General features: G+C 32.1%; 19 protein-coding genes. 12 read left to right on the top strand and 7 right to left on the bottom strand.

Annotated elements, in window-relative coordinates; genetic code table 11:
* Positions 1-11 precede the first annotated feature (11 nt).
* Complete coding sequence (locus HMPREF1984_RS03275; protein WP_036099597.1) at positions 12-572, top strand: hypothetical protein; 561 nt, start codon at positions 12-14, stop codon at positions 570-572.
* Positions 573-649: 77 nt separating this feature from the next.
* Positions 650-2392, top strand: a complete 1743-nt coding sequence (locus HMPREF1984_RS03270; protein WP_021766472.1) for a bifunctional UDP-sugar hydrolase/5'-nucleotidase — start codon at positions 650-652, stop codon at positions 2390-2392.
* A 262-nt stretch (positions 2393-2654) separates the two neighbouring features.
* On the opposite strand, the gene HMPREF1984_RS03265 is transcribed toward HMPREF1984_RS03270, so the two are convergent.
* The 6 genes from HMPREF1984_RS03265 to HMPREF1984_RS03240 form a co-directional block, all read right to left on the bottom strand.
* Positions 2655-3368, bottom strand: a complete 714-nt coding sequence (locus HMPREF1984_RS03265; protein ID WP_021766471.1) for an ABC transporter ATP-binding protein — start codon at positions 3366-3368, stop codon at positions 2655-2657.
* A gap of 26 nt (positions 3369-3394) precedes the next feature.
* The gene (locus HMPREF1984_RS03260; protein WP_021766470.1) at positions 3395-4153 is read right to left on the bottom strand and encodes an ABC transporter ATP-binding protein; all 759 of its coding nucleotides are present in this window, start codon (positions 4151-4153) and stop codon (positions 3395-3397) included.
* Positions 4154-4188: 35 nt separating this feature from the next.
* Entirely contained in the window at positions 4189-5268 is a 1080-nt protein-coding gene (locus HMPREF1984_RS03255) for a branched-chain amino acid ABC transporter permease (RefSeq protein ID WP_021766469.1), read from the bottom strand.
* 18 nt (positions 5269-5286) lie between these two features.
* Positions 5287-6183 carry a branched-chain amino acid ABC transporter permease gene (locus tag HMPREF1984_RS03250; RefSeq protein WP_021766468.1) on the bottom strand — a complete coding sequence of 299 codons (897 nt, stop codon included), beginning with the start codon at positions 6181-6183 and terminating at the stop codon, positions 5287-5289.
* 130 nt (positions 6184-6313) lie between these two features.
* Positions 6314-7435, bottom strand: coding sequence for an ABC transporter substrate-binding protein (locus HMPREF1984_RS03245; protein ID WP_021766467.1), 1122 nt, complete (start codon positions 7433-7435; stop codon positions 6314-6316).
* A gap of 283 nt (positions 7436-7718) precedes the next feature.
* Positions 7719-8252 (bottom strand): porin family protein, encoded by a 534-nt coding sequence (locus HMPREF1984_RS03240; RefSeq protein ID WP_021766466.1) that lies wholly within the window; start codon positions 8250-8252, stop codon positions 7719-7721.
* A 305-nt stretch (positions 8253-8557) separates the two neighbouring features.
* Between HMPREF1984_RS03240 and HMPREF1984_RS03235 the strand changes: the two genes are divergently transcribed.
* From HMPREF1984_RS03235 to HMPREF1984_RS03210, 6 genes are all read left to right on the top strand, one after another.
* Positions 8558-9376 carry a Cof-type HAD-IIB family hydrolase gene (locus HMPREF1984_RS03235; RefSeq protein WP_021766465.1) on the top strand — a complete coding sequence of 273 codons (819 nt, stop codon included), beginning with the start codon at positions 8558-8560 and terminating at the stop codon, positions 9374-9376.
* Between the two features lie 145 nt (positions 9377-9521).
* Positions 9522-9803, top strand: a complete 282-nt coding sequence (locus HMPREF1984_RS03230; protein ID WP_021766464.1) for a cupin domain-containing protein — start codon at positions 9522-9524, stop codon at positions 9801-9803.
* 223 nt (positions 9804-10026) lie between these two features.
* On the top strand, positions 10027-10299 hold the full coding sequence (locus HMPREF1984_RS03225) for a GNAT family N-acetyltransferase (protein WP_021766463.1): 273 nt from the start codon (positions 10027-10029) through the stop codon (positions 10297-10299).
* Positions 10300-10301: 2 nt separating this feature from the next.
* Positions 10302-10952, top strand: a complete 651-nt coding sequence (locus HMPREF1984_RS03220) for a TraX family protein (RefSeq protein WP_021766462.1) — start codon at positions 10302-10304, stop codon at positions 10950-10952.
* 37 nt (positions 10953-10989) lie between these two features.
* Positions 10990-11691: an endonuclease III gene (nth, locus tag HMPREF1984_RS03215; RefSeq protein WP_021766461.1), complete on the top strand. Its 702-nt coding sequence runs from the start codon at positions 10990-10992 to the stop codon at positions 11689-11691.
* Positions 11692-11736: 45 nt separating this feature from the next.
* Positions 11737-13275, top strand: coding sequence for a D-alanyl-D-alanine carboxypeptidase family protein (locus HMPREF1984_RS03210; protein WP_021766460.1), 1539 nt, complete (start codon positions 11737-11739; stop codon positions 13273-13275).
* A 202-nt stretch (positions 13276-13477) separates the two neighbouring features.
* Here the strand turns inward: HMPREF1984_RS03210 and HMPREF1984_RS03205 are convergent, their stop codons facing one another.
* Positions 13478-14236: a cyclase family protein gene (locus HMPREF1984_RS03205; RefSeq protein ID WP_021766459.1), complete on the bottom strand. Its 759-nt coding sequence runs from the start codon at positions 14234-14236 to the stop codon at positions 13478-13480.
* Positions 14237-14424: 188 nt separating this feature from the next.
* Between HMPREF1984_RS03205 and kdsB the strand changes: the two genes are divergently transcribed.
* From kdsB to HMPREF1984_RS03185, 4 genes are all read left to right on the top strand, one after another.
* The gene (gene kdsB / locus HMPREF1984_RS03200) at positions 14425-15168 is read left to right on the top strand and encodes a 3-deoxy-manno-octulosonate cytidylyltransferase (protein ID WP_021766458.1); all 744 of its coding nucleotides are present in this window, start codon (positions 14425-14427) and stop codon (positions 15166-15168) included.
* Positions 15169-15195: 27 nt separating this feature from the next.
* A complete protein-coding gene (locus tag HMPREF1984_RS03195; protein WP_021766457.1) occupies positions 15196-16644 on the top strand; it encodes an alpha-amylase in 1449 nt (482 codons plus the stop codon).
* A gap of 33 nt (positions 16645-16677) precedes the next feature.
* The gene (proB, locus tag HMPREF1984_RS03190) at positions 16678-17820 is read left to right on the top strand and encodes a glutamate 5-kinase (protein WP_021766456.1); all 1143 of its coding nucleotides are present in this window, start codon (positions 16678-16680) and stop codon (positions 17818-17820) included.
* Between the two features lie 76 nt (positions 17821-17896).
* Entirely contained in the window at positions 17897-19156 is a 1260-nt protein-coding gene (locus HMPREF1984_RS03185; protein ID WP_036099593.1) for a glutamate-5-semialdehyde dehydrogenase, read from the top strand.
* The last annotated feature ends 10 nt before the right edge of the window (positions 19157-19166 follow it).

Raw genomic sequence — 19166 nt, 5'->3', positions numbered from 1 at the left:
GGAGACAAGTTATGAAAAAAATAATATTTTTATTAAGCATGGTAATATGTGGAATTAATTTTTCAGCAGCATGTAAATGGATTTCTAACAAGCCTACCTATTATGAAAAGAAAATGATAGAACTGATAGAAAGTAAAAAATTAGGAAATAGGATTTACTGTGATTCAGAAAACGATAAGATGGTCTATCAAATGTTAAATAAGGATGGCCATTCTGAAAATATTGAAATCGGATTGGTTTATAATGAAAAAGAAAAGAAAACAATGACATATGAACTGCTGTTTGACTATATTGATAAATTTGAAAGGGATGTGAAAAAACTTTTACCACTTAACTTAAATGACAGGGATTATGATTTTGCTCCTAGAAATTATAATTATAGAATGTATATATATTTTCCTGATTCAAAAGATACATATATGGTCATGAAGAAAGTAGTTGATTTACGTGAACTGGAATTCTATTCTTTTTATAGTGAAGAATTCTTTTTAAAAGAAGACAGTCATGAAAATGAAATAAGAAAAATTTTTGAAGAAAATGAAACATATCCTACAAATGATATAATATATTAGGATTAATTTGTTTATCCAGTGAACTAAAAAATATTTAGTAACAATAAAATTTAATATAGAGAAGGAAGTGATTAGAGATGAAAAAATGGTTATGGGGTATATTTTTACTTTTAGCTTTTGCAATATTTGGAAAGGAAGTAAAAATAGTATTTTTAGAAACATCGGATATACATGGAAGGCTTTTTTCCTATGATTATGCAATAGGTGAACAAAAGGATAATAATGGGCTAACAAGGGTTGCCACTATTCTTAAGCAGCAGAGAAAAGAAAATAAAAATGTAATTGTAATAGACAATGGAGATTTATTGCAGGATAACAGTGCTGAATTATTTAATGATGAAGCTGTTCATCCTTTAATAAGAACATTGAATGATTTGAAATACGATGTCTTTGTATTGGGAAATCATGAATTTAATTTTGAAAAATCTTTCCTTGAAAGAAATATAAAAGGATTTAAAGGAACTGTCCTTGCATCAAACGTAATCAGGAAAAGTAATAATAAACCTTTTGTAAAGCCATATGTAATTAAAAAAATAGATGGTGTAAGAGTTGCCATTGTTGGATATCTTGTACCTCATATACCTATATGGGAAGCTTCAACTCCTGATCATTTTGAAGATCTTAAGTTTTTAGGTCCTGAAGAAGCATTGTCAGCTACTTTGAAAGAACTTGAAGGGAAATATGATGTTCTTATAGGGTCTTTCCACTTAGGAAGAGAAGATGAAAAAGGTGGAGTTGGAATAATGGAAGCAGCAAAAAAATTCCCTCAGTTTGATATAATTTTTGCTGGTCATGAACATGCTGTCTATAATACAGATGTAAACGGAGTAAAAACAATAGAACCTGGAGCTTACGGAGTTTATGTGGCAAAAGGAGTTGTAACTTATAATACAGAAACAAAGAAAAAAACTGTAACAACTGAAAATATTTCTACTAAAGATGTTCCTGAAGATAAGGAAATAGCTGAAAAATATGCTTATGTAGATAAAAAATCAAAAGAATATGCAAATGAAGTTGTTGGAGAAGTTACAGAAACATTTATTGAAAGACCTGATTTTGTGACAGGAGATTCAAAAATAACTTCAATGCCTACAGCTACATTAAAAGAAACACCAGTAATACAGCTTATAAATGCAGTACAGAAACATTATGCAAAAGCAGATGTCTCAGCAGCGGCATTGTTTAACTTTAATTCAAACCTTGTAAAAGGTCCTTTTAAAAGAAAAGATGTGGCATTTATCTATAAATTTACAAATACTTTAATAGGTGTAAATATTACAGGAGAAAATCTTCTTAAATATATGGAATGGTCTTACAGCTTCTATAATCAGTTACAGCCAGGAGATTTAACAATAAGCTTTAATGAAAACATAAGAGGATACAACTTTGATATGTTTGCCGGAGTTAACTATAAAGTAGATCCTACAAAACCTGCAGGACAAAGAATTATAAATCCTACAATAAATGGAAAGCCTATTGATCCTAAGGCAACATATAAATTAGCTGTAAATAACTACAGATTTGGTACATTATCTAATTTGAAACTGGTAACAGATGCTGATAAGTATTATGATTCTTATGATGAATTACAAGATGGCGGAAGAATGAGAGATCTGATTATAAAATATATTACTGAAGAAAAAGGTGGAAAAGTAACACCTGAGCTTGATAATAACTGGGAAGTAATAAAATATAACTTCAAAAATCCTTTATTATCAAAGCTTGCTGAAAAACTGAAAGATGGAAGCATTAAAATACCTATATCTTCAGACGGAAGAACTTTAAATGTAAGATCAATAAAAGAAAGCGAAGTTAAGTAGAGAATAAAAAATATCAAAATAAAAAAGGCTGTCTCAAAATGTAAATATAATAGAAAAAACTATATTTCTTCATTTACTAAAATTATACTTATATAAAACAGTCATTCATTAAGGAAAAGTCAAAAACTTGCCTAAAGGCTCGGACAGATGACTTTTCCTAAATTCATTTCCTGTTTTACATTGTAAAATTTTAAATAATTCAAAAATATAGTTTTTCACTTTACATTTCAATTTTTTTGAGATAACCTTTTTTTAAAAAATATTATCCACCTAAATAAGCTTTCTTAATTTCAGGGTTGGAAAGAAGTTCTTTTCCTGTTCCTTCAAGAATTATTTTTCCTGTTTCAAGGACATATCCTCTATCTGCTATTGATAAAGCCATATTTGCATTCTGTTCAACAAGAAGAACAGTTACATTTTCTTCCTTATTAATTCTTTCAATAATATTGAAAATTTCCTGAACAAGCAATGGAGCAAGTCCCATTGAAGGTTCATCAAGCAGAAGTAGTGAAGGGCTTGACATTAAAGCTCTCGCCATTGCAAGCATCTGCTGTTCTCCTCCACTCATTGTTCCAGCAAGCTGTTTTTTACGTTCAGCAAGTCTAGGAAACAGTGTAAACATATGATTAATATCTTCCTTTATCTGTTCAGTATCGTTTCTTGTATAGGCACCCATTTCCAGATTTTCAAGGACAGTCAGTTCAGTAAAAATTCTACGTCCTTCAGGAACGTGAGCCATTCCAAGGCTGACAAGTTTGTGTGCTTCAATATTGGTTACATTTTCTCCATTTAGAGAAATTTCTCCTGATTTTATAGGCACAAGACCGGAAATAGCATGTAATGTAGATGTTTTTCCGGCACCATTTGCACCGATAAGGGAAACTATTTCCCCTTTTTTTATATTAAATGAAATATTTTTTATGGCATGAATTCCACCATAGTAAACATTTAAATCATTTACATTTAAAATATCCACAAAATTCTCCTTTTTTATTTAATTTTTTATTCTCCAAGGTAAGCGGCTATAACTTCCTTGTTATTCTGAATTTCATCAGGAAGTCCTGAAGCGATAACCTTTCCAAAATTCAGTACATACAATCTTTCGCATATTCCCATAACCAGATCCATATCGTGCTCGATTAAAAGAATTGCTATGTTAAATTTATTTCTTATAAAACTTATTGTATTCATAAGTTCCTTTGTTTCATTTGGGTTCATTCCGGCCGCAGGCTCATCAAGTAGAAGCAGTTTAGGATTTGTAGCAAGTGCTCTTGCTATTTCAAGTTTTCTCTGCTGTCCGTAAGATAGATTTCCCGATATAACATTAGCCATTTCAGCCATATCAAAAATATCCAGTAAATCTAATGCTTTGTCTGTAATTTCCTTTTCTTCCTTCCAGAATCTTGGAAGTCTGAAAATTGCTTCAAAAGTATTGTACTTCATGCTGCTATTTAATGCCATTTTTACATTATCAAGTACAGATAAATTTTTAAACAGCCTTATATTCTGAAATGTTCTGGCAACTCCTAAAGCCACTATTTGAGGAGTATTTTTTTTATTTATACTAATACCGTTTAGGGAAATATCTCCATCTGTAGGTTTATAAACCCCTGTCAATAAGTTAAAGATTGTTGTTTTACCGGCACCGTTTGGTCCAATAAGACCAATAAGTTCGCCATCTTTAATTTCCATATTTACATCATCAACGGCTCGAAGTCCGCCAAAAGATATTCCTAAATTTGTCGTTTTTAATAATGACATATCAATCTCCTATTTTCCTTCATTTATATTTTACTTTAGCTTTTTTTGCTTTCAGTCTTGTTGTTTCTGTAATTCCGTATCCGGTTCAGCCGACGTTTAGTTCCTGCAAAAGTAAATTCCTTTGTACCAAAAATTCCTGTAGGTCTGAAAATCATCAGGGCAATTAGAATAATTGCATAAACTAAATATCTAAACTGTGAAACATCTCTTAAAACTTCATTTAATGAAGTTAGAAGTATAGCTGCAAGTATTGCTCCTGTAATACTTCCAAGTCCTCCAAGAACCACCATAACTAAAATTTCTATTGAGAACAGGAATCCAAATTTATCAGGTTTTAAAATACCAACATTATGTGCAAATAACGAACCTCCAACTCCTGCAAAAAATGCTGAAAATGCAAATCCATAAAGTTTTATTCTATTTAATCTCATTCCGATATTTTCAGCCGCAATTTCATTTTCCCTAATTGAGAGTATTTCTTTTCCTTTTCTTGAAGTCATTGCCATTGCAATTATAATAATTGAAATAACTACTATGAAATAAGAATTTGAGAAATCTATAATTCTAGGAATGTTATTCAGTCCAGTAGCTCCACCTAAGAAATCAAGGTTTTGTACAATATATTTTACAATTTCTCCAAATGCCAGAGTTATAATTGCAAGATAGTCCCCTCTTAATCTCAGTGTACTTGCACCAACTAAGAATCCGAATAAAGCTGCAACTACTCCACCAAATAAAGATACAAGAACTAACTGTACTACTGGCGGAAGATTATAGTTTACTAATATTTTTGAAATATATGCGGCTGAATATCCTCCAATTGCTATAAATCCAGCCTGTCCCAGATTCAGCTGTCCCATAAGTCCAACAGTTATATTAAGACTCACTGCAAATAATATATAAATTAGTATGTTTACATAAATTCCACTTGTGTAGCTGAAAAGATCGGTAGGATCAAATGTCAGGCTTAATACAATATATAGAGCAATTATTGACACAAAAGTAAGTATGTAATTTTTAATTTTGAATTTATTAAAATAATTTAGTTTCTGCCATTTATATTCAGTATTTTCTGTTTTTACAGTCTGATTACTGCTATTAGCGTTATTTTCCATATTTCCTCCTTTCCCTCCTTACACTTTTTCTTTAACATTTTTTCCAAATAATCCATTTGGTCTGAAAATTAATATTAAAATCAATACACCGAAAACAATTGGGTTTGCCCATGTTGTAAGGGAAGATCCTTTTACATATGCTTCAAGCAGACCTAACACGTATCCACCAACCATTGCACCAGGGATACTTCCTATTCCTCCAAATACTGCAGCTATAAATGCCTTAAGTCCTGGAAGCATTCCCATGTAAGGTTCAATCTGAGGATAAACGATGGCATATAAAGCTCCACCTAAAGCTCCAAGTCCTGAACCTATTGCAAAAGTGATGGCAATTGTTTTATTTACATTTATACCCATAAGCTGAGCGGCACCTGTATCCTGAGATACTGCCCTTGTAGCTTTTCCAAGCTTTGTATTTTTAATAAACAGATTTAATGCTATCATGCATATTAAAGTAACAACTATTACAAATATTGTAAGCATACTTATACTTAAAAATCCTATACTGATTTTATTATTATTTGACAGAAAAGCAGGTATATACTTCTGATCAATAACTCTTGGGTTTGCACCGAATATTATAAGTGCCAGACTTTCCAGAAGGAAGCTCATCCCAATAGCAGTTATCAATGCTGAAATCTTAGGTGCTTTTCTAATAGGCCTGTAAGCCAGAAAATCAATTACTACTCCCAAAAATGCACATAAAATCATTGATAAAACAATAGCAACAATTAGAGGCATTCCATGTGATACAGCTATAAGTGTGGCATAAGCTCCAACCATCAGTATATCACCGTGGGCAAAATTTATAAGTTTAACGATACCATAGACCATTGTATATCCCAATGCTATAAGGGCGTATATACTACCAGTCTGAAGTCCGTTAATCGTCTGTTCTATAAAACTCTTTAACATATTTAAAACTCCTCATATCACTTTATATTTATATGTTTAAATTCTAATTTATTTTTAAAAAGATAAAAAAGTTCAAAAGCTGCTAGAAGAATATTTCCCCTAACAGCTGTAATTTGAAATGATTTATTTTCTAGAATTTTTCTTTTAATGTAAGTTTTCCATCTTTTACTTCAATGAAAGTAACTTTCTTTTCAGGGTTTCTATTTTGGTCAAATTTCAATGAACCTGTAACAAGATTTTCACCACTGAAGTTTTTAATAGCATCTCTTATAGCTTCTTTTGAAGATAAGTCAGAAACACTTTTCAGTGCTGTTTCTAAAATAGTTCCTGTATCATATCCTAAAGCTGCAAAAATTATAGGATCTATTTTGTATTCTTTTTTATAAGCGGCTATGAATTTCTGAACAGTTTCAGAAGGATCATCCGGAGCAAACTGGCTGGCAAAAAGAGCACCATTTGCAACTTGTCCAAAGTCCTGCTGGATTCCGTCCCATCCGTCTCCACCTAAGAATTGAGCATTTATTCCTAATTCTTTAGCTTGTGTTAAAATTAATCCGATAGTGTTGTAATAATCAGGTACAAAAATTACTTCAGGGTTAGAACCTTTTATTTTAGTAAGAAGAGCTCTGAAGTCTTTATCATCAGCAGTATACTGTTCTTCCTTAACTTGAATTCCTTCTTTAGCGGCCTGTTCTTTGAAGGCATTTGCCAATCCAACAGAATAATCACTACCTGTATTAGTTAAAATTGTAACGTTTTTAAAGTTTTTAGATTTTGCATATTTTGCGGCAACTACTCCTTGGTAAGGATCTGTAAATGTTGTTCTGAATACGAAATCCTTATCCTTTGTAACATCAAATGCAGTACTAGTTGAAGTAATCATAGGTATTTTAGCCTGTTGAGCTAATGGTGCAATTGCAAGAGATGGTCCTGATGTAACTTCTCCTACGAAAATATCAATTTTATCCTGAGATACCATCTTTTTAAAAGCGTTAATTGCTTCCTGTACATCCCCTTTACTGTCTGCTTCTACAACTTCAATCTTTTTACCATTAATTCCTCCGGCTTCGTTTATTTCCTTAACTTTAAGTTTGAATCCGTTGATGGAACTTGTTCCGTATTGAGCAAGGTTTCCAGTTAATGGTCCAATAACCCCAACCTTTATAACATCCTTTTCTTTAGCACTTTTTCCGCCACCACAACTGACAACAAACATAGCCAGCATTGCGACACATAATAGAATTTTTTTCATCTTTTCATCCTTTCCTTTATTAAATAAAAATTTTTATAATGAGATTTTATAATTCTGAGTAAAATGATAGAAATTGAATATATTTTCATTTACAAGAATTATCGTGATACCAATTATAGCACATTTAAAAATTAAAATAAAATATGTATTATAAATACTAGAATAAATGTGGTATATATTTAAAATAGGAATGCCATAAAGACATTCCTTCAAAAAAATTATAAACTATTAGAATTAGTTGGTCGCTAAAATCAAAATCAAAATTTAAAATATATTCCTTATATTATTTACCTAAGTTGAAATTATAACCTACACCAAGACCAACTCTTCTGTAGTCTGCTTTATAATCTGTTGTTCCTACTTCATATTTACCTTTGTTTTCTTTATACATTACATCAACGTTAAAGTTGTCGCTTATGTTAAGTCCTGCACCTACACCATAGTATACTCCGTCTTTTGCTTTATCAGTATTGATTGAGTATCCAAGATCTCCTTTTACATAAGGTTTTACAGGAGCTGATGTATCAAAAGTATATTTTGCAGTTGCATAAACTGGTACAGAATCATACATATCTGCTTTATACTCTTTTAAATCTTTATGTGCCTGATACGCTACTCCTCCACCAAGTTCCAATCCTGGAGTAACTTCATATCTGTATTCAGCTCCAGCTTCCATCGCATTTGCCTTACCTTTGGCAGAAGATTTTTCAAAATGATATTTTCCTCCTAAATCGTAAGCTCCTTTTACTTCTATTTTATTGTTAGAGAATGAAGCCGCTCCTAATACTAAAAATAATCCTAATAATGTTTTTTTCATAATAACTCACCTATCCTTTTAAGTGTAACTTCCTTTTTTAAATTTATTTGAAATATGAAATTAACTTCTATTTCAAATATAACTAGATTTTACACTAAATGACTTATAAGTCATTTGGAATTATGTTTACGTTTACTTTGTTAAACTTAAGAAAAATAAGAAAAAGTTTAGTATTGACTTTGTTGAAAATATTTAAGATAATATACATAAAATAGGTAGTAAATATTAGATAGGAAGGAGGATGTATGGGAACATCTCAAAAAAGAAAAATGTTTTAAAGGAGATGAGCCACATATAATAAAGAAATGTATAAAGTTGTAGTAAGTGATCTTGATGGTACTCTACTTAACTCAGATCAGGAAGTGTCTGAATTATCAAAAAAAGTTATAAGGGAATTACATAATAGAGGAATAAAATTTTATATTGCTACAGGGAGGGCATATCCTGATGCAAAAAGAATTATGGAGTCGATAGGTATAAAAATACCTCTCATTTCAGCAAATGGAGGAGTTATAAACGATGTTGACGGAAATGAAATATATAGGGATGATTTAGATGAAGAATCAAAAAATATAGTTCTTGATATAGATTATATGGCAGTATCAGATTTAATACATATAAATGTATACAGTGACAACAGATGGTTTCTGACAACAGAGGAAAGAAAGGTTAATCCGTTTAAGGAAGAGCCACATTTCACATCTGAAATAAGACCTATTGAGGAACTGAGAAAAAAAAATATAACAAAAATTTACTATATAGGCCCAAGAAAAGAACTTCTGAAGCTTGAAAAAATTATACTTGAAAAAACAGAAGGAAAGGTAAACGTTGCATTTACACATCCTGAGTGCCTTGAAATATTTGATATGAATGTAAATAAAGCAATAGCCGTAAAAAAACTTTGCGATATGGAAGGATTTACTTTAGATGATGTCATTGCATTTGGAGACGGATTTAATGACTATGAAATGCTGAAGGAAGCTAAAAAAGGATGTATTATGAAAAATGCCCACTATACTTTAAAGGAGGCTCTGCCTGATCTGGAAATTGTAACAAGTAATTCGAGAAACGGTGTAGCCAAAAAGCTTATGGAAGTATACGGTATAGAAATTGATGAAGAGTAGTGGATTATAGAAGTGAGAAGATTTATAAAATAGTATAAAAGAAAATATGCAAATAGAAAATATGTAACATAGATTACAAATTTTTTTCCTGAAATACTGTATAATAAACTAAAATATAAATAATAAATAACAGGAGATGATATAGATGTTTGGTACAGTAAAAAATGAAGGTGGAATGCTTTTCAGCGGAAATAATTTTAAAGTTGTAAAAAAGGTATTGAAATCAGGTGAAGCTATTCCTTCACATAATCATGAAAATGAAGAAATTATATTTTCAGTTTTAAAGGGAAAAATGGAAATGTATCTTAATGATACTGAAAAACATGTTCTTGTACCAGGAGATATACTGAATTTTGATGGAGTGAATTTCATAAAAGGAACTGCTCTTGAGGATTCGGAAGTTAATGTGACTCTTGTAAAAAAATAGAAGCTTGAATATTTTAAATTGAAAAAAGATTAGATGACGAAAGTTATGTAGTCTTTTTTTATGAGAAGTTATAGTGCTTTCAAGAGAAATTAAGTGCATAAAACGTTAAAAAAAGGAGAAAATAATTTTTTTCTAAAAAAAAAACGATTTTTATGATATAATTAAAAAATAAATAAAAGTTGAAGGACAATAGAATTTGAAATAAAATCCGGAGGTTAATTTAATGGAGATAAAACATATTGAGGATAAAGGCTTTTTCATTAGTAATGAAAAGGAAGAAGTAATTGCTGAGCTGACTTACAGAAAAGAAGGAAATAAGCTATATTTTGACCATACATACGTATCACGGCTAATGAGAGGTCAGGGAATTGCTGAAAAGCTTCTTGATGCAGGTGTGGAATATGCTGAAAAAAATGGCTATAAAATAGTACCTGTATGCAGCTATATAGTGAAAAAATTTGAAAATGAGAAATATGACTTCATAAAGGCTGAATAACTATGAGTTTATTTGTTTTAAAAATTATAGGTATCCTGTCAATGTTTATTGACCACTATCATTATATAATAGGGGGACCTGAAATTTTAAATATTATAGGAAGAATGGCTTTTCCAATATTTTCCTTTTCGCTTGGGGAAGGATATTTCCATACGGGAAATTTTAAAAAATATTTTGGAAGATTATTTTTTTTTGCTGTAATTTCCCAAATTCCTGCATATATTTTTAAACTTAACTATCCGCTGAATATATTTTTTACATTACTTCTGGGACTTGTAGTAATGAAAATATTTTATTCAGGAAAGATTCCTTTTTTAATAAAGGTTATTTTAATTGGTGGACTTGTTTATGTGGCAAAAAAGTATGATTTTGATTATGGAGTGTACGGGATATTGACAATAGCCCTGTTCGGTATTTTAAGGAGAAAAAAATTTCTTATATTCTGTGCATTTCTGGCATTGAATATGCTACTTGTATTGTATCCCGGTATTTTTGACTTGGCAAAGGTTCAGATATATTCTATGTTCTCATTAATCCCTATATTTTCATATAATGGAAGAAAAGGGAAAAATATGAAGTATTTTTTTTATGTTTTTTATCCTGTCCACTTTTTAGTTCTGGAAGGGATGAAATATATAATTGATAAGTTTTAACAGGATTAATTTTTAAAGAAAAATTTTAGGAGAGAAAATGACGAAAAAGGAAAGATTTAATAAAATATTTCCAATACTTGAAAAGAAATTTGGTAAACCAAAGTGCGCCCTGGATTTCGAGACACCTTATCAACTGATGGTTGCAGTTATTTTGTCGGCACAGTGTACAGATGAAAGGGTCAACATTGTAACAAAGGAGCTGTTTAAAGTAGTCAGGGAACCACAGGATATCCGTAATATGGATATAAAAGTGCTGGAAAAATATATAAAATCAACAGGGTTTTATAAAAATAAGGCTAAAAATATAAAATTAAATGCAGAAGCAATGCTGGAAAAACATAATGATGTTATTCCTGATAAAATGGAAGAACTTGTGGAGCTTGCAGGAGTTGGACGGAAAACAGCAAATGTAGTTTTAGGAGAAATATGGGATATAAGGGAAGGAATTGTAGTGGATACTCATGTAAAGAGACTTTCCAACCATATTGGATTTGTGAAAAGTGAAAATCCTGAAATTATAGAAAGGGAACTGATGAAATTTGTTCCTAAAAAAAGCTGGTTTGAATATTCACATTATTTGATTTTACAGGGAAGGGATAAATGCAAGGCAAGAAAACCGCAATGTGAAGTGTGTGAAATAAAAGAATATTGCAAATATTATGAAAATTTATTAAAGGAAGCCAAAAAGAAGGAAAAAGAAACAGTAAAGGCTAAGAAAACTAAAAAAGCCAAAAAATAAATGTATAAGAAGAAGCTTATGAAGATAACAAGAATAAAATGAGGAATGGTGAAAATGATAAACAGGACAAAAAGTATAATGGTATTTATAATTTTTATAACAGTTCTGACTTTTGGAACAGGAGTTAAAAGCAGAAATTCACAAAATGAAACAGCACCTGAAAATCCGGGGATTATAAAGCCGAAAAATAAGGGTGGAAAACATGAAGATAATGAAGCAAATAGTGATAAAAAGAAGAAACATTCTTTAAAAAATAAAAAAAATATTGAAAAAGAACTGAAAAATAATAAAGGTCAGTCAACAGAAACAGATGCTGCAAATCTCAATAATGGAAATGAAAATCCTCAAAATGGAGATGTAAATAATTTAAATAATATAAAAAATGGGGAAAATGAAGTAAATCCCAGTGAAAAATTAGATAATAAAAATCATAAGAAAAAAAAGAAAAAGGATAAAAAAGATAAAGAAAAAGAAAAGAAAGTGATAGAAGCTGAAGACAAGGAAATTGAAGGAATTTCAAAATACAGTGGACCAATACATAAATTTATAGCAACAAGGGAAGGAAAGGTACTGAAGGCACAGGGGGAAAGAGAAAAACACCCTACAGCTTCACTGGCAAAGGTAATGAACATAATTGTTGCACTTGACGAAATAGATAAAGGAAATGCAAGTTTAGATGATGAAATATGCTTTACGCCTGATACTGCCTATCTTAAAGGAAGCTGGCTAAATGTAAAACATGGAGACTGTTTTACATTGGAAACTCTTCTGAAATCAGAAATAATATACTCTGCAAACAATGCAGCCTATCTTGTGGCAAAACATATAGGTAAGGGGGATATAGAAAAATTTGTAGCTCTTATGAATGAAAAGGCTCAGGAATTAGGAATGACAGATACTGTGTTTTATACTCCGGCAGGATTGCCTACTTCAATGACAGGCAAGCCTATGGATATTTCCACAGCTTATGATCTGTATCTTATGGGAAGAAAAGCTTCTGAAGACGACAGGATAAAAGAGTGGTCCAGTCAGTTACAGCTTGAATTACCTAACTCGAATGGAGATCAGGTAATATATAAAAATAGAAATGCTTTACTATACAGATATGGAATATATGGATTGAAGACAGGTTTCCATGCAGATGCAGGATATAATCTGATATTGACAAGTAAACTTGGAAATCTTGAAATTGTATCAGTTACACTGGGAAATAGAACAGATGTAGAAAGAAATGACGACCAGAAGGTTGAATTTACCAAAATAGAAGACAGACTTCAGGCTATTTATACAGTAGGTAAGGAAATGGGGAAATTTAAAGTATTAAATGGTAAAAAGAAAGAACTGAAGGGGGTCATCTCAGATAATGTCTACCAGATAGATAATTCAAACTATACTTTCAGAATAAACGACCTGAATGTAGATGCCGGGAAAAAAGGAATAGAAAAGGGAGAAAAAATAGCAATGCTTGAGGTACTTGATGATGGAAATGTCGTTTCGAAAATAGAGATAGTCGCAGGAGAAGATACTGAACCTCTTTCATGGTTTGGAAAAATTTTGAGACTAATAAGCTTCGGTCTTGTTTAAAAATATAATAACAATTTTTAATTATTATGAGAATACTGTAACTTATTTAGTTGGAAATAAATATATCGGTGATAAAATAAAGTAATATTGAAAGAAAAAGGAAAAATAACAAAAAGTAATATAAAATAAAAAAATAGAGTTATAAAGGCAACATGTATTTAAACTGTACTTTATAGCTCTATTTTATTTTATCCTAAATTTATTATTTCTTTTCAGGAATAACAGCCCATGCCCTTACAGGCAGTCCATTTGCAGAAATAATTCTAGGGGCAGCGACAAATATAACAGCTCCTACTGGAGGAAGTTTGTCAAGGTTTGCCATTGCTTCCACCTGAAACTTATCTTTTTGAAGAATGTATCTTTCCCCTACAAGATCTCCATTTTTTGCACAAGTTACAGCTGCATCCGTATCAAGAGTTTCATGTCCCACTCCTGCAGCATTTCTCTTATCAAACAGAAATTCAAGTGTAGGAATTGGCCATCCTGGTGTATGTGCATTTCCTTCACTATCAGCATTTGTAAGTGCTTTCATATCAGGCCATCTTTTGCTCCAGTCAGATCTGAAAACAACAAATGAATTTTCAGGTATAGTACCATGCTCTTTTTCAAACTCCAGAATATCATCTATAGTTATTTCATAGTCGTTATTTTCCTGAACTTTTTTACTTAAATCAATGACAACTAAAGGTAAAACAGTATCTTCAACTTTGAAACCTCCTGCCAGACGTGCATTTTGCACAAAGTGTCCAGGATAATCTATATGTGTACCAAACTGCCCTGGGAATTTGTGTGTCTGTATGTTAAGATTCATTTCAGGGTAATCAATAATTGTCTTATTAAGTTCCAGAACTCCGTCAGGCATTCCACCCCAGTAAGGACTGTCATTTGTAAGTTCATGAGTCAAATCAATCCATTTATTTTCTTTCAGAGTTTCCAGTAATTTCCATAAATTGTGTTCCACATTTACCACATCCTTTTTTTAATGTTATGGTTCTATAATATATCATTTGCAGGTAAAATAAAAATATAAATTATATATAGCAGATGTATATGGTATAGATATTTAAATTACAGATAAAATATCTGTTTCAATATAGTCGGATAAATGATATAATTATCTATAAAATTTACCTTTAAGGAGATGAGTTTATGAAAATACTTGGAGTAATTCCTGCAAGATATGCATCAACAAGGTTTGAAGGAAAACCTTTAAAAGATATAAATGGATATCCTATGATTGAATGGGTATATAAAAGGGCTGAAAATGCGGCTGTTGATAAACTTGTTGTGGCAACTGATGATCAGAGAATATACGATGCTGTGAAAAATTTTGGTGGAAATATTGTTATGACATCTAAAGAACATGAAAATGGAACTTCAAGAATAATAGAAGTAATAAATAACCCGGAATACAGTGATTTTGATTTTGTTATAAACATACAGGGGGATGAACCTCTTATAGATATAAAGTCTATTAATCTTCTGGCAAATAACTACAGGGAAGAAAAGTCTGAAATTGTAACCTTGAAGAAGGCATTCAGGAAGGATGAAGATGTGAGCAATCCTAATACAGTGAAAGTAATAACTGATTTCAACTGTAATGCCATCTATTTCAGCAGATCGGTAATTCCTTATGAAAGAAATCCGATTGGAGATTATAAGTATTACAAACATATTGGAATATATGGATACACTTCAAATTTCTTAAATGAGCTTAAAAATCTTAAAGAAGGGGTACTGGAAAAGATAGAATCGCTGGAACAGCTTAGATTTATAGAAAACGGCTATAAAATAAAAGTGCTGGAAACAGATTCTGAAGTAATAGGAGTAGATACGGAAGAAGATTTGGCAGAAGTTATAGAATATGTTAAGGAAAAAGGAATAACATTATAAAAATGTAAGTTATGAAAGGGGAAAATTATGGAAAATGGAGTAATGATTCAATATTTTGAGTGGAATCTTCCTGATGACGGTAAACATTGGGAAAGACTGAAAAATGATGCGAAACATTTAAGTGAAATAGGTGTTTCTGCAGTGTGGATTCCTCCTGCATATAAAGGTACTTCTTCAATGGATGTTGGATATGGTGCCTATGATTTATGGGATTTGGGGGAATTTGACCAGAAGGGTACAGTAAGGACAAAATATGGGACAAAACAGGAATTGATGGAGGCAATTGAAGAACTTCATAGATATGATATAGATGTTTATCTTGATGTGGTGCTCAATCACAAGGCAGGTGCAGATGAAACAGAGAGATTCCTGGCTATAGAAGTATCTTCCGGAAACAGAAATGAAGAAGTTAGCGATCCTTATGAAATTGAAGGGTGGACAAAGTTTACATTCCCTGGAAGAAATGATAAATATTCAGCTTTTAAATGGAACTACAATCTTTTTACGGGAGTAGATTTTAATAATGAAAATAAGAAAACTGCTATTTACAAAATAGTGGGAGAAAATAAAAACTGGTCTGAAGAAGTGGATTCTGAAATGGGAAACTATGACTATCTCATGAATGCAGACGTGAACTATGCCCATCCAGAAGTTAAAAAGGAAGTAATAAGCTGGGGAAAATGGGTAGTAAATGAACTGAAGCTGGATGGATTCAGAATGGATGCAGTAAAACATATAAGTGAAGGATTTATAAAGGAATTTCTTGATGAAGTCAGAGGTGTCTATGGGGAAGAATTTTATTCTGTTGGAGAATACTGGAAGGATGACCTTGGGACATTGAAGGAGTATCTGGAAAGTCTGGAGTATGCAACAGATTTATTTGATGTAGGTCTTCATTTTAATTTCCATGAAGCATCAGTAAGGGGGAAAGATTTTGATTTGAGAACAATTTTTGACAATACTATACTGATGTCAGATTCAATGCAGGCAGTTTCTTTTGTGGATAATCATGATTCACAGAAGGGAAGCGCACTTGAATCCCAGATAGAAAGCTGGTTCAAGCCACATGCCTACGCAATAATACTTCTTGCAGAAAGAGGTTACCCTTGTCTGTTCTATGGTGATTACTACGGTGTCGGTGGACAGGAAAGTGAACATAGATGGATAATAGATCAGCTGCTTCACGTGAGAAAACATTATGCCTATGGTGGAGAAATTGACTATTTTGATGACCCTGATATTGTAGGAATTTATAGAACAGGAAGGGAAAATGACCTGAATACCGGATGTGCAGCTATTCTTTCAAATAATGAAGATGGGGAAAAAGTGATAGAAGTAGGACAAAATCGTACAGGTCAGGTATGGAAGGAAGTTACAGGAAGCGGATTTGACAATGTTGTGATAGATGATAGTGGATTTGCGGCATTTAAAGTTAAGGCAGGAAAAATTTCTGTCTGGGTTCCTGAAGAAAAATAATAGAAAAAACAATTACAGAAAGCAAGTGATAATATGAAAAGACAGACAAACAGAAGAGAAGAAATATTGGAAAATATTCAAAAAATAGTAGTAAAGGTGGGAACATCAACGCTTACAAAGGAAGATGGAAACCTGAATATAGAAAAAATAAAGAAAATAGTTGCAGAACTGAGCAATTTATCTAATAAAGGTTATGATGTGGTACTGGTAACATCGGGAGCAGTAGGAGCCGGAATGGGAAAGCTTGGTTTAACGGAGCGTCCAAAGACGCTGTCTGAGAAACAGGCATTGGCATCAGTGGGACAGGTGGCACTGACTCATTTGTATCAGCTGCTTTTTCAGGAATATGGGAAAATAATTGGTCAGCTTCTGCTTACAAGAGGGGACTTTTCAGACAGGAGAAGATATCTTAATGCGAGAAATGTCTGTAATACTCTTCTGAAAAATAAAATAATACCTGTAATAAATGAAAATGATGCAATAGTTTCAAACGAGCTGAAGGTGGGAGATAACGACACTCTTTCAGCATTAGTTTCAGGCCTTATAGATGCAGATCTTCTGATTATATTATCTGATGTACAGGGATTATATAACAAAAATCCTCAGAAATATGAAGATGCAAATCTGATAGAAATTGTTGGTAAAATAGATGATGATATTAAAAAAACTGCAGGTGGAGAAGGGTCGAAATTTGGTACAGGTGGAATGATTACTAAAATAATTGCTGCGGAAATGGCAACTAAAATAGGTACAAATATGGTAATTGCAAGTGGAGAGGATCCGAAGAATATTACAAGGATAGTGGAAAAGGAAAATGTCGGAACATTGTTTACAAAGAAATATAAGAAAATAAGCTCCAAAAAATACTGGCTTGCATACGGAACAAATAAAAAGGGAGTAATTACAATAGATGAAGGTGCTGAAAAGGCATTATTTAAAGGGAAAAGTCTTCTTCCGGTGGGAATAAAATCATTTGAAGGTAACTTTGAGAAGGGAACGGTAGTAAAAATCATGAATATGAAAAATGAAAATATAGCAACAGGTATTTCAAACTACTCTTCAGATGAAATAGAACTTATTATGGGGCACAGAAGTGAAGATATAGAAAATATACTTGGCCATAAGTATGATGATGTTGTAGTGCACATAGACAATATGGTAATTACAAAGGGATAATACTTGTGGGATAGATTTCTTGGGAAATGGAAACAGTATGGTAAAGATGATATGCTAAAGAATGAAAGGAAGAAAAATGATTAGCGGATATATTGAAGAAATGGGAAAGAAGGCAAAGGAAGCGTCGAAAAAACTTCTTACTCTGGATACAAGGACAAAAAACAAAGTTCTTGTAATGATTGCTGAAGAGCTGATTAATAAAAAGGAAGAAATAAAGGAAGCAAATAGGCTGGATCTTGAAAATGGTAAGAAGGAAGGGCTTTCCTTTGCACTTCTGGATAGGCTGGAACTAACAGATAAAAGGATTGAAGCTATGTCACAGGGATTAATGGAAATAGCTGCCTTTACTGATCCTATCGGGGAAATACTTTCAGGCTGGAAACATAAAAATGGAATGACTATCGAGAAAAAAAGGGTACCATTAGGTGTACTTGGAATCATATACGAATCAAGGCCAAATGTGACAATAGATTCGGCAGGACTTGCAATAAAATCATCCAATGCGGTAATTTTAAGGGGATCGGCAAATGCAATAAATTCAAATATTTACTTGAGCAGACTTTTTAACGAAACGGGAGTTAAGGCAGGATTACCTGAAAATTCAGTTCAACTTATAGAAAATACTGACAGGGCACTTGTAAATGAAATGGTAAAAATGAATCAGTATATTGATGTCCTCATACCTAGAGGAGGAAAAGGACTGAAGAAGTTTATTATTGAAAATGCTACAATTCCTATAATTGAAACAGGTGCAGGAGTGTGCCATGTATTTGTGGATGAAAGTGCAAAAATAGGGAACATTCTGCCGATTATAAAAAATGCAAAAATCCAGAGGCCAAGTACGTGTAATTCAATAGAAACAGTACTGGTTCATAAAAATATTGCTGAAAAGATACTGCCTGAAGTGACAGATATGCTTATAAAAAGTGGTGTAGAACTTAGATATAGCAGGGAAGCACTTGATATTGTAAACAGAAATGATGTAAAGCTGGCAAATGAAGAAGATTTTGGAGCAGAATACCTTGATATGATAATGTCACTGAAACTTGTGGAAAATGTAGATGAGGCAATAGACTACATAAATGAACATAGCACACAGCATTCAGATTCAATAATAACAGAATCAATAGATAATGCTGAAAAATTTCTGAATGAAGTGGATTCGGCAGCAGTTTACCTGAATGCATCAACAAGATTTTCAGATGGTGGAGAATTTGGATATGGAGGGGAAATTGGAATTTCCACTCAGAAACTTCACGCCAGAGGGCCTATGGGAGTAAGGGAACTTACAACAACAAAGTATATTATCAGAGGAAATGGGCAAATTAGGGAATAAATGTAAAATT

The sequence above is a fragment of the Leptotrichia sp. oral taxon 215 str. W9775 genome (assembly GCF_000469505.1).
Classification (GTDB): domain Bacteria; phylum Fusobacteriota; class Fusobacteriia; order Fusobacteriales; family Leptotrichiaceae; genus Leptotrichia_A.
Note: the sequence above shows the minus strand (reverse complement) of the source record. Positions and strands in the feature narration are given on the sequence as shown.

Coding starts and splice junctions, on each gene's coding strand:
- HMPREF1984_RS03220 (WP_021766462.1), top strand. CDS start 10,302: ATGAGTTTATTTGTTTTAAAAATTATAGGTATCCTGTCAATGTTTATT.
- HMPREF1984_RS03230 (WP_021766464.1), top strand. CDS start 9,522: ATGTTTGGTACAGTAAAAAATGAAGGTGGAATGCTTTTCAGCGGAAAT.
- kdsB (WP_021766458.1), top strand. CDS start 14,425: ATGAAAATACTTGGAGTAATTCCTGCAAGATATGCATCAACAAGGTTT.
- HMPREF1984_RS03275 (WP_036099597.1), top strand. CDS start 12: ATGAAAAAAATAATATTTTTATTAAGCATGGTAATATGTGGAATTAAT.
- HMPREF1984_RS03270 (WP_021766472.1), top strand. CDS start 650: ATGAAAAAATGGTTATGGGGTATATTTTTACTTTTAGCTTTTGCAATA.
- HMPREF1984_RS03240 (WP_021766466.1), bottom strand. CDS start 8,252: ATGAAAAAAACATTATTAGGATTATTTTTAGTATTAGGAGCGGCTTCA.
- HMPREF1984_RS03245 (WP_021766467.1), bottom strand. CDS start 7,435: ATGAAAAAAATTCTATTATGTGTCGCAATGCTGGCTATGTTTGTTGTC.
- nth (WP_021766461.1), top strand. CDS start 10,990: ATGACGAAAAAGGAAAGATTTAATAAAATATTTCCAATACTTGAAAAG.
- HMPREF1984_RS03235 (WP_021766465.1), top strand. CDS start 8,558: ATGTATAAAGTTGTAGTAAGTGATCTTGATGGTACTCTACTTAACTCA.
- HMPREF1984_RS03225 (WP_021766463.1), top strand. CDS start 10,027: ATGGAGATAAAACATATTGAGGATAAAGGCTTTTTCATTAGTAATGAA.
- HMPREF1984_RS03195 (WP_021766457.1), top strand. CDS start 15,196: ATGGAAAATGGAGTAATGATTCAATATTTTGAGTGGAATCTTCCTGAT.
- HMPREF1984_RS03185 (WP_036099593.1), top strand. CDS start 17,897: ATGATTAGCGGATATATTGAAGAAATGGGAAAGAAGGCAAAGGAAGCG.
- HMPREF1984_RS03250 (WP_021766468.1), bottom strand. CDS start 6,183: ATGTTAAAGAGTTTTATAGAACAGACGATTAACGGACTTCAGACTGGT.
- proB (WP_021766456.1), top strand. CDS start 16,678: ATGAAAAGACAGACAAACAGAAGAGAAGAAATATTGGAAAATATTCAA.
- HMPREF1984_RS03260 (WP_021766470.1), bottom strand. CDS start 4,153: ATGTCATTATTAAAAACGACAAATTTAGGAATATCTTTTGGCGGACTT.
- HMPREF1984_RS03255 (WP_021766469.1), bottom strand. CDS start 5,268: ATGGAAAATAACGCTAATAGCAGTAATCAGACTGTAAAAACAGAAAAT.
- HMPREF1984_RS03210 (WP_021766460.1), top strand. CDS start 11,737: ATGGTGAAAATGATAAACAGGACAAAAAGTATAATGGTATTTATAATT.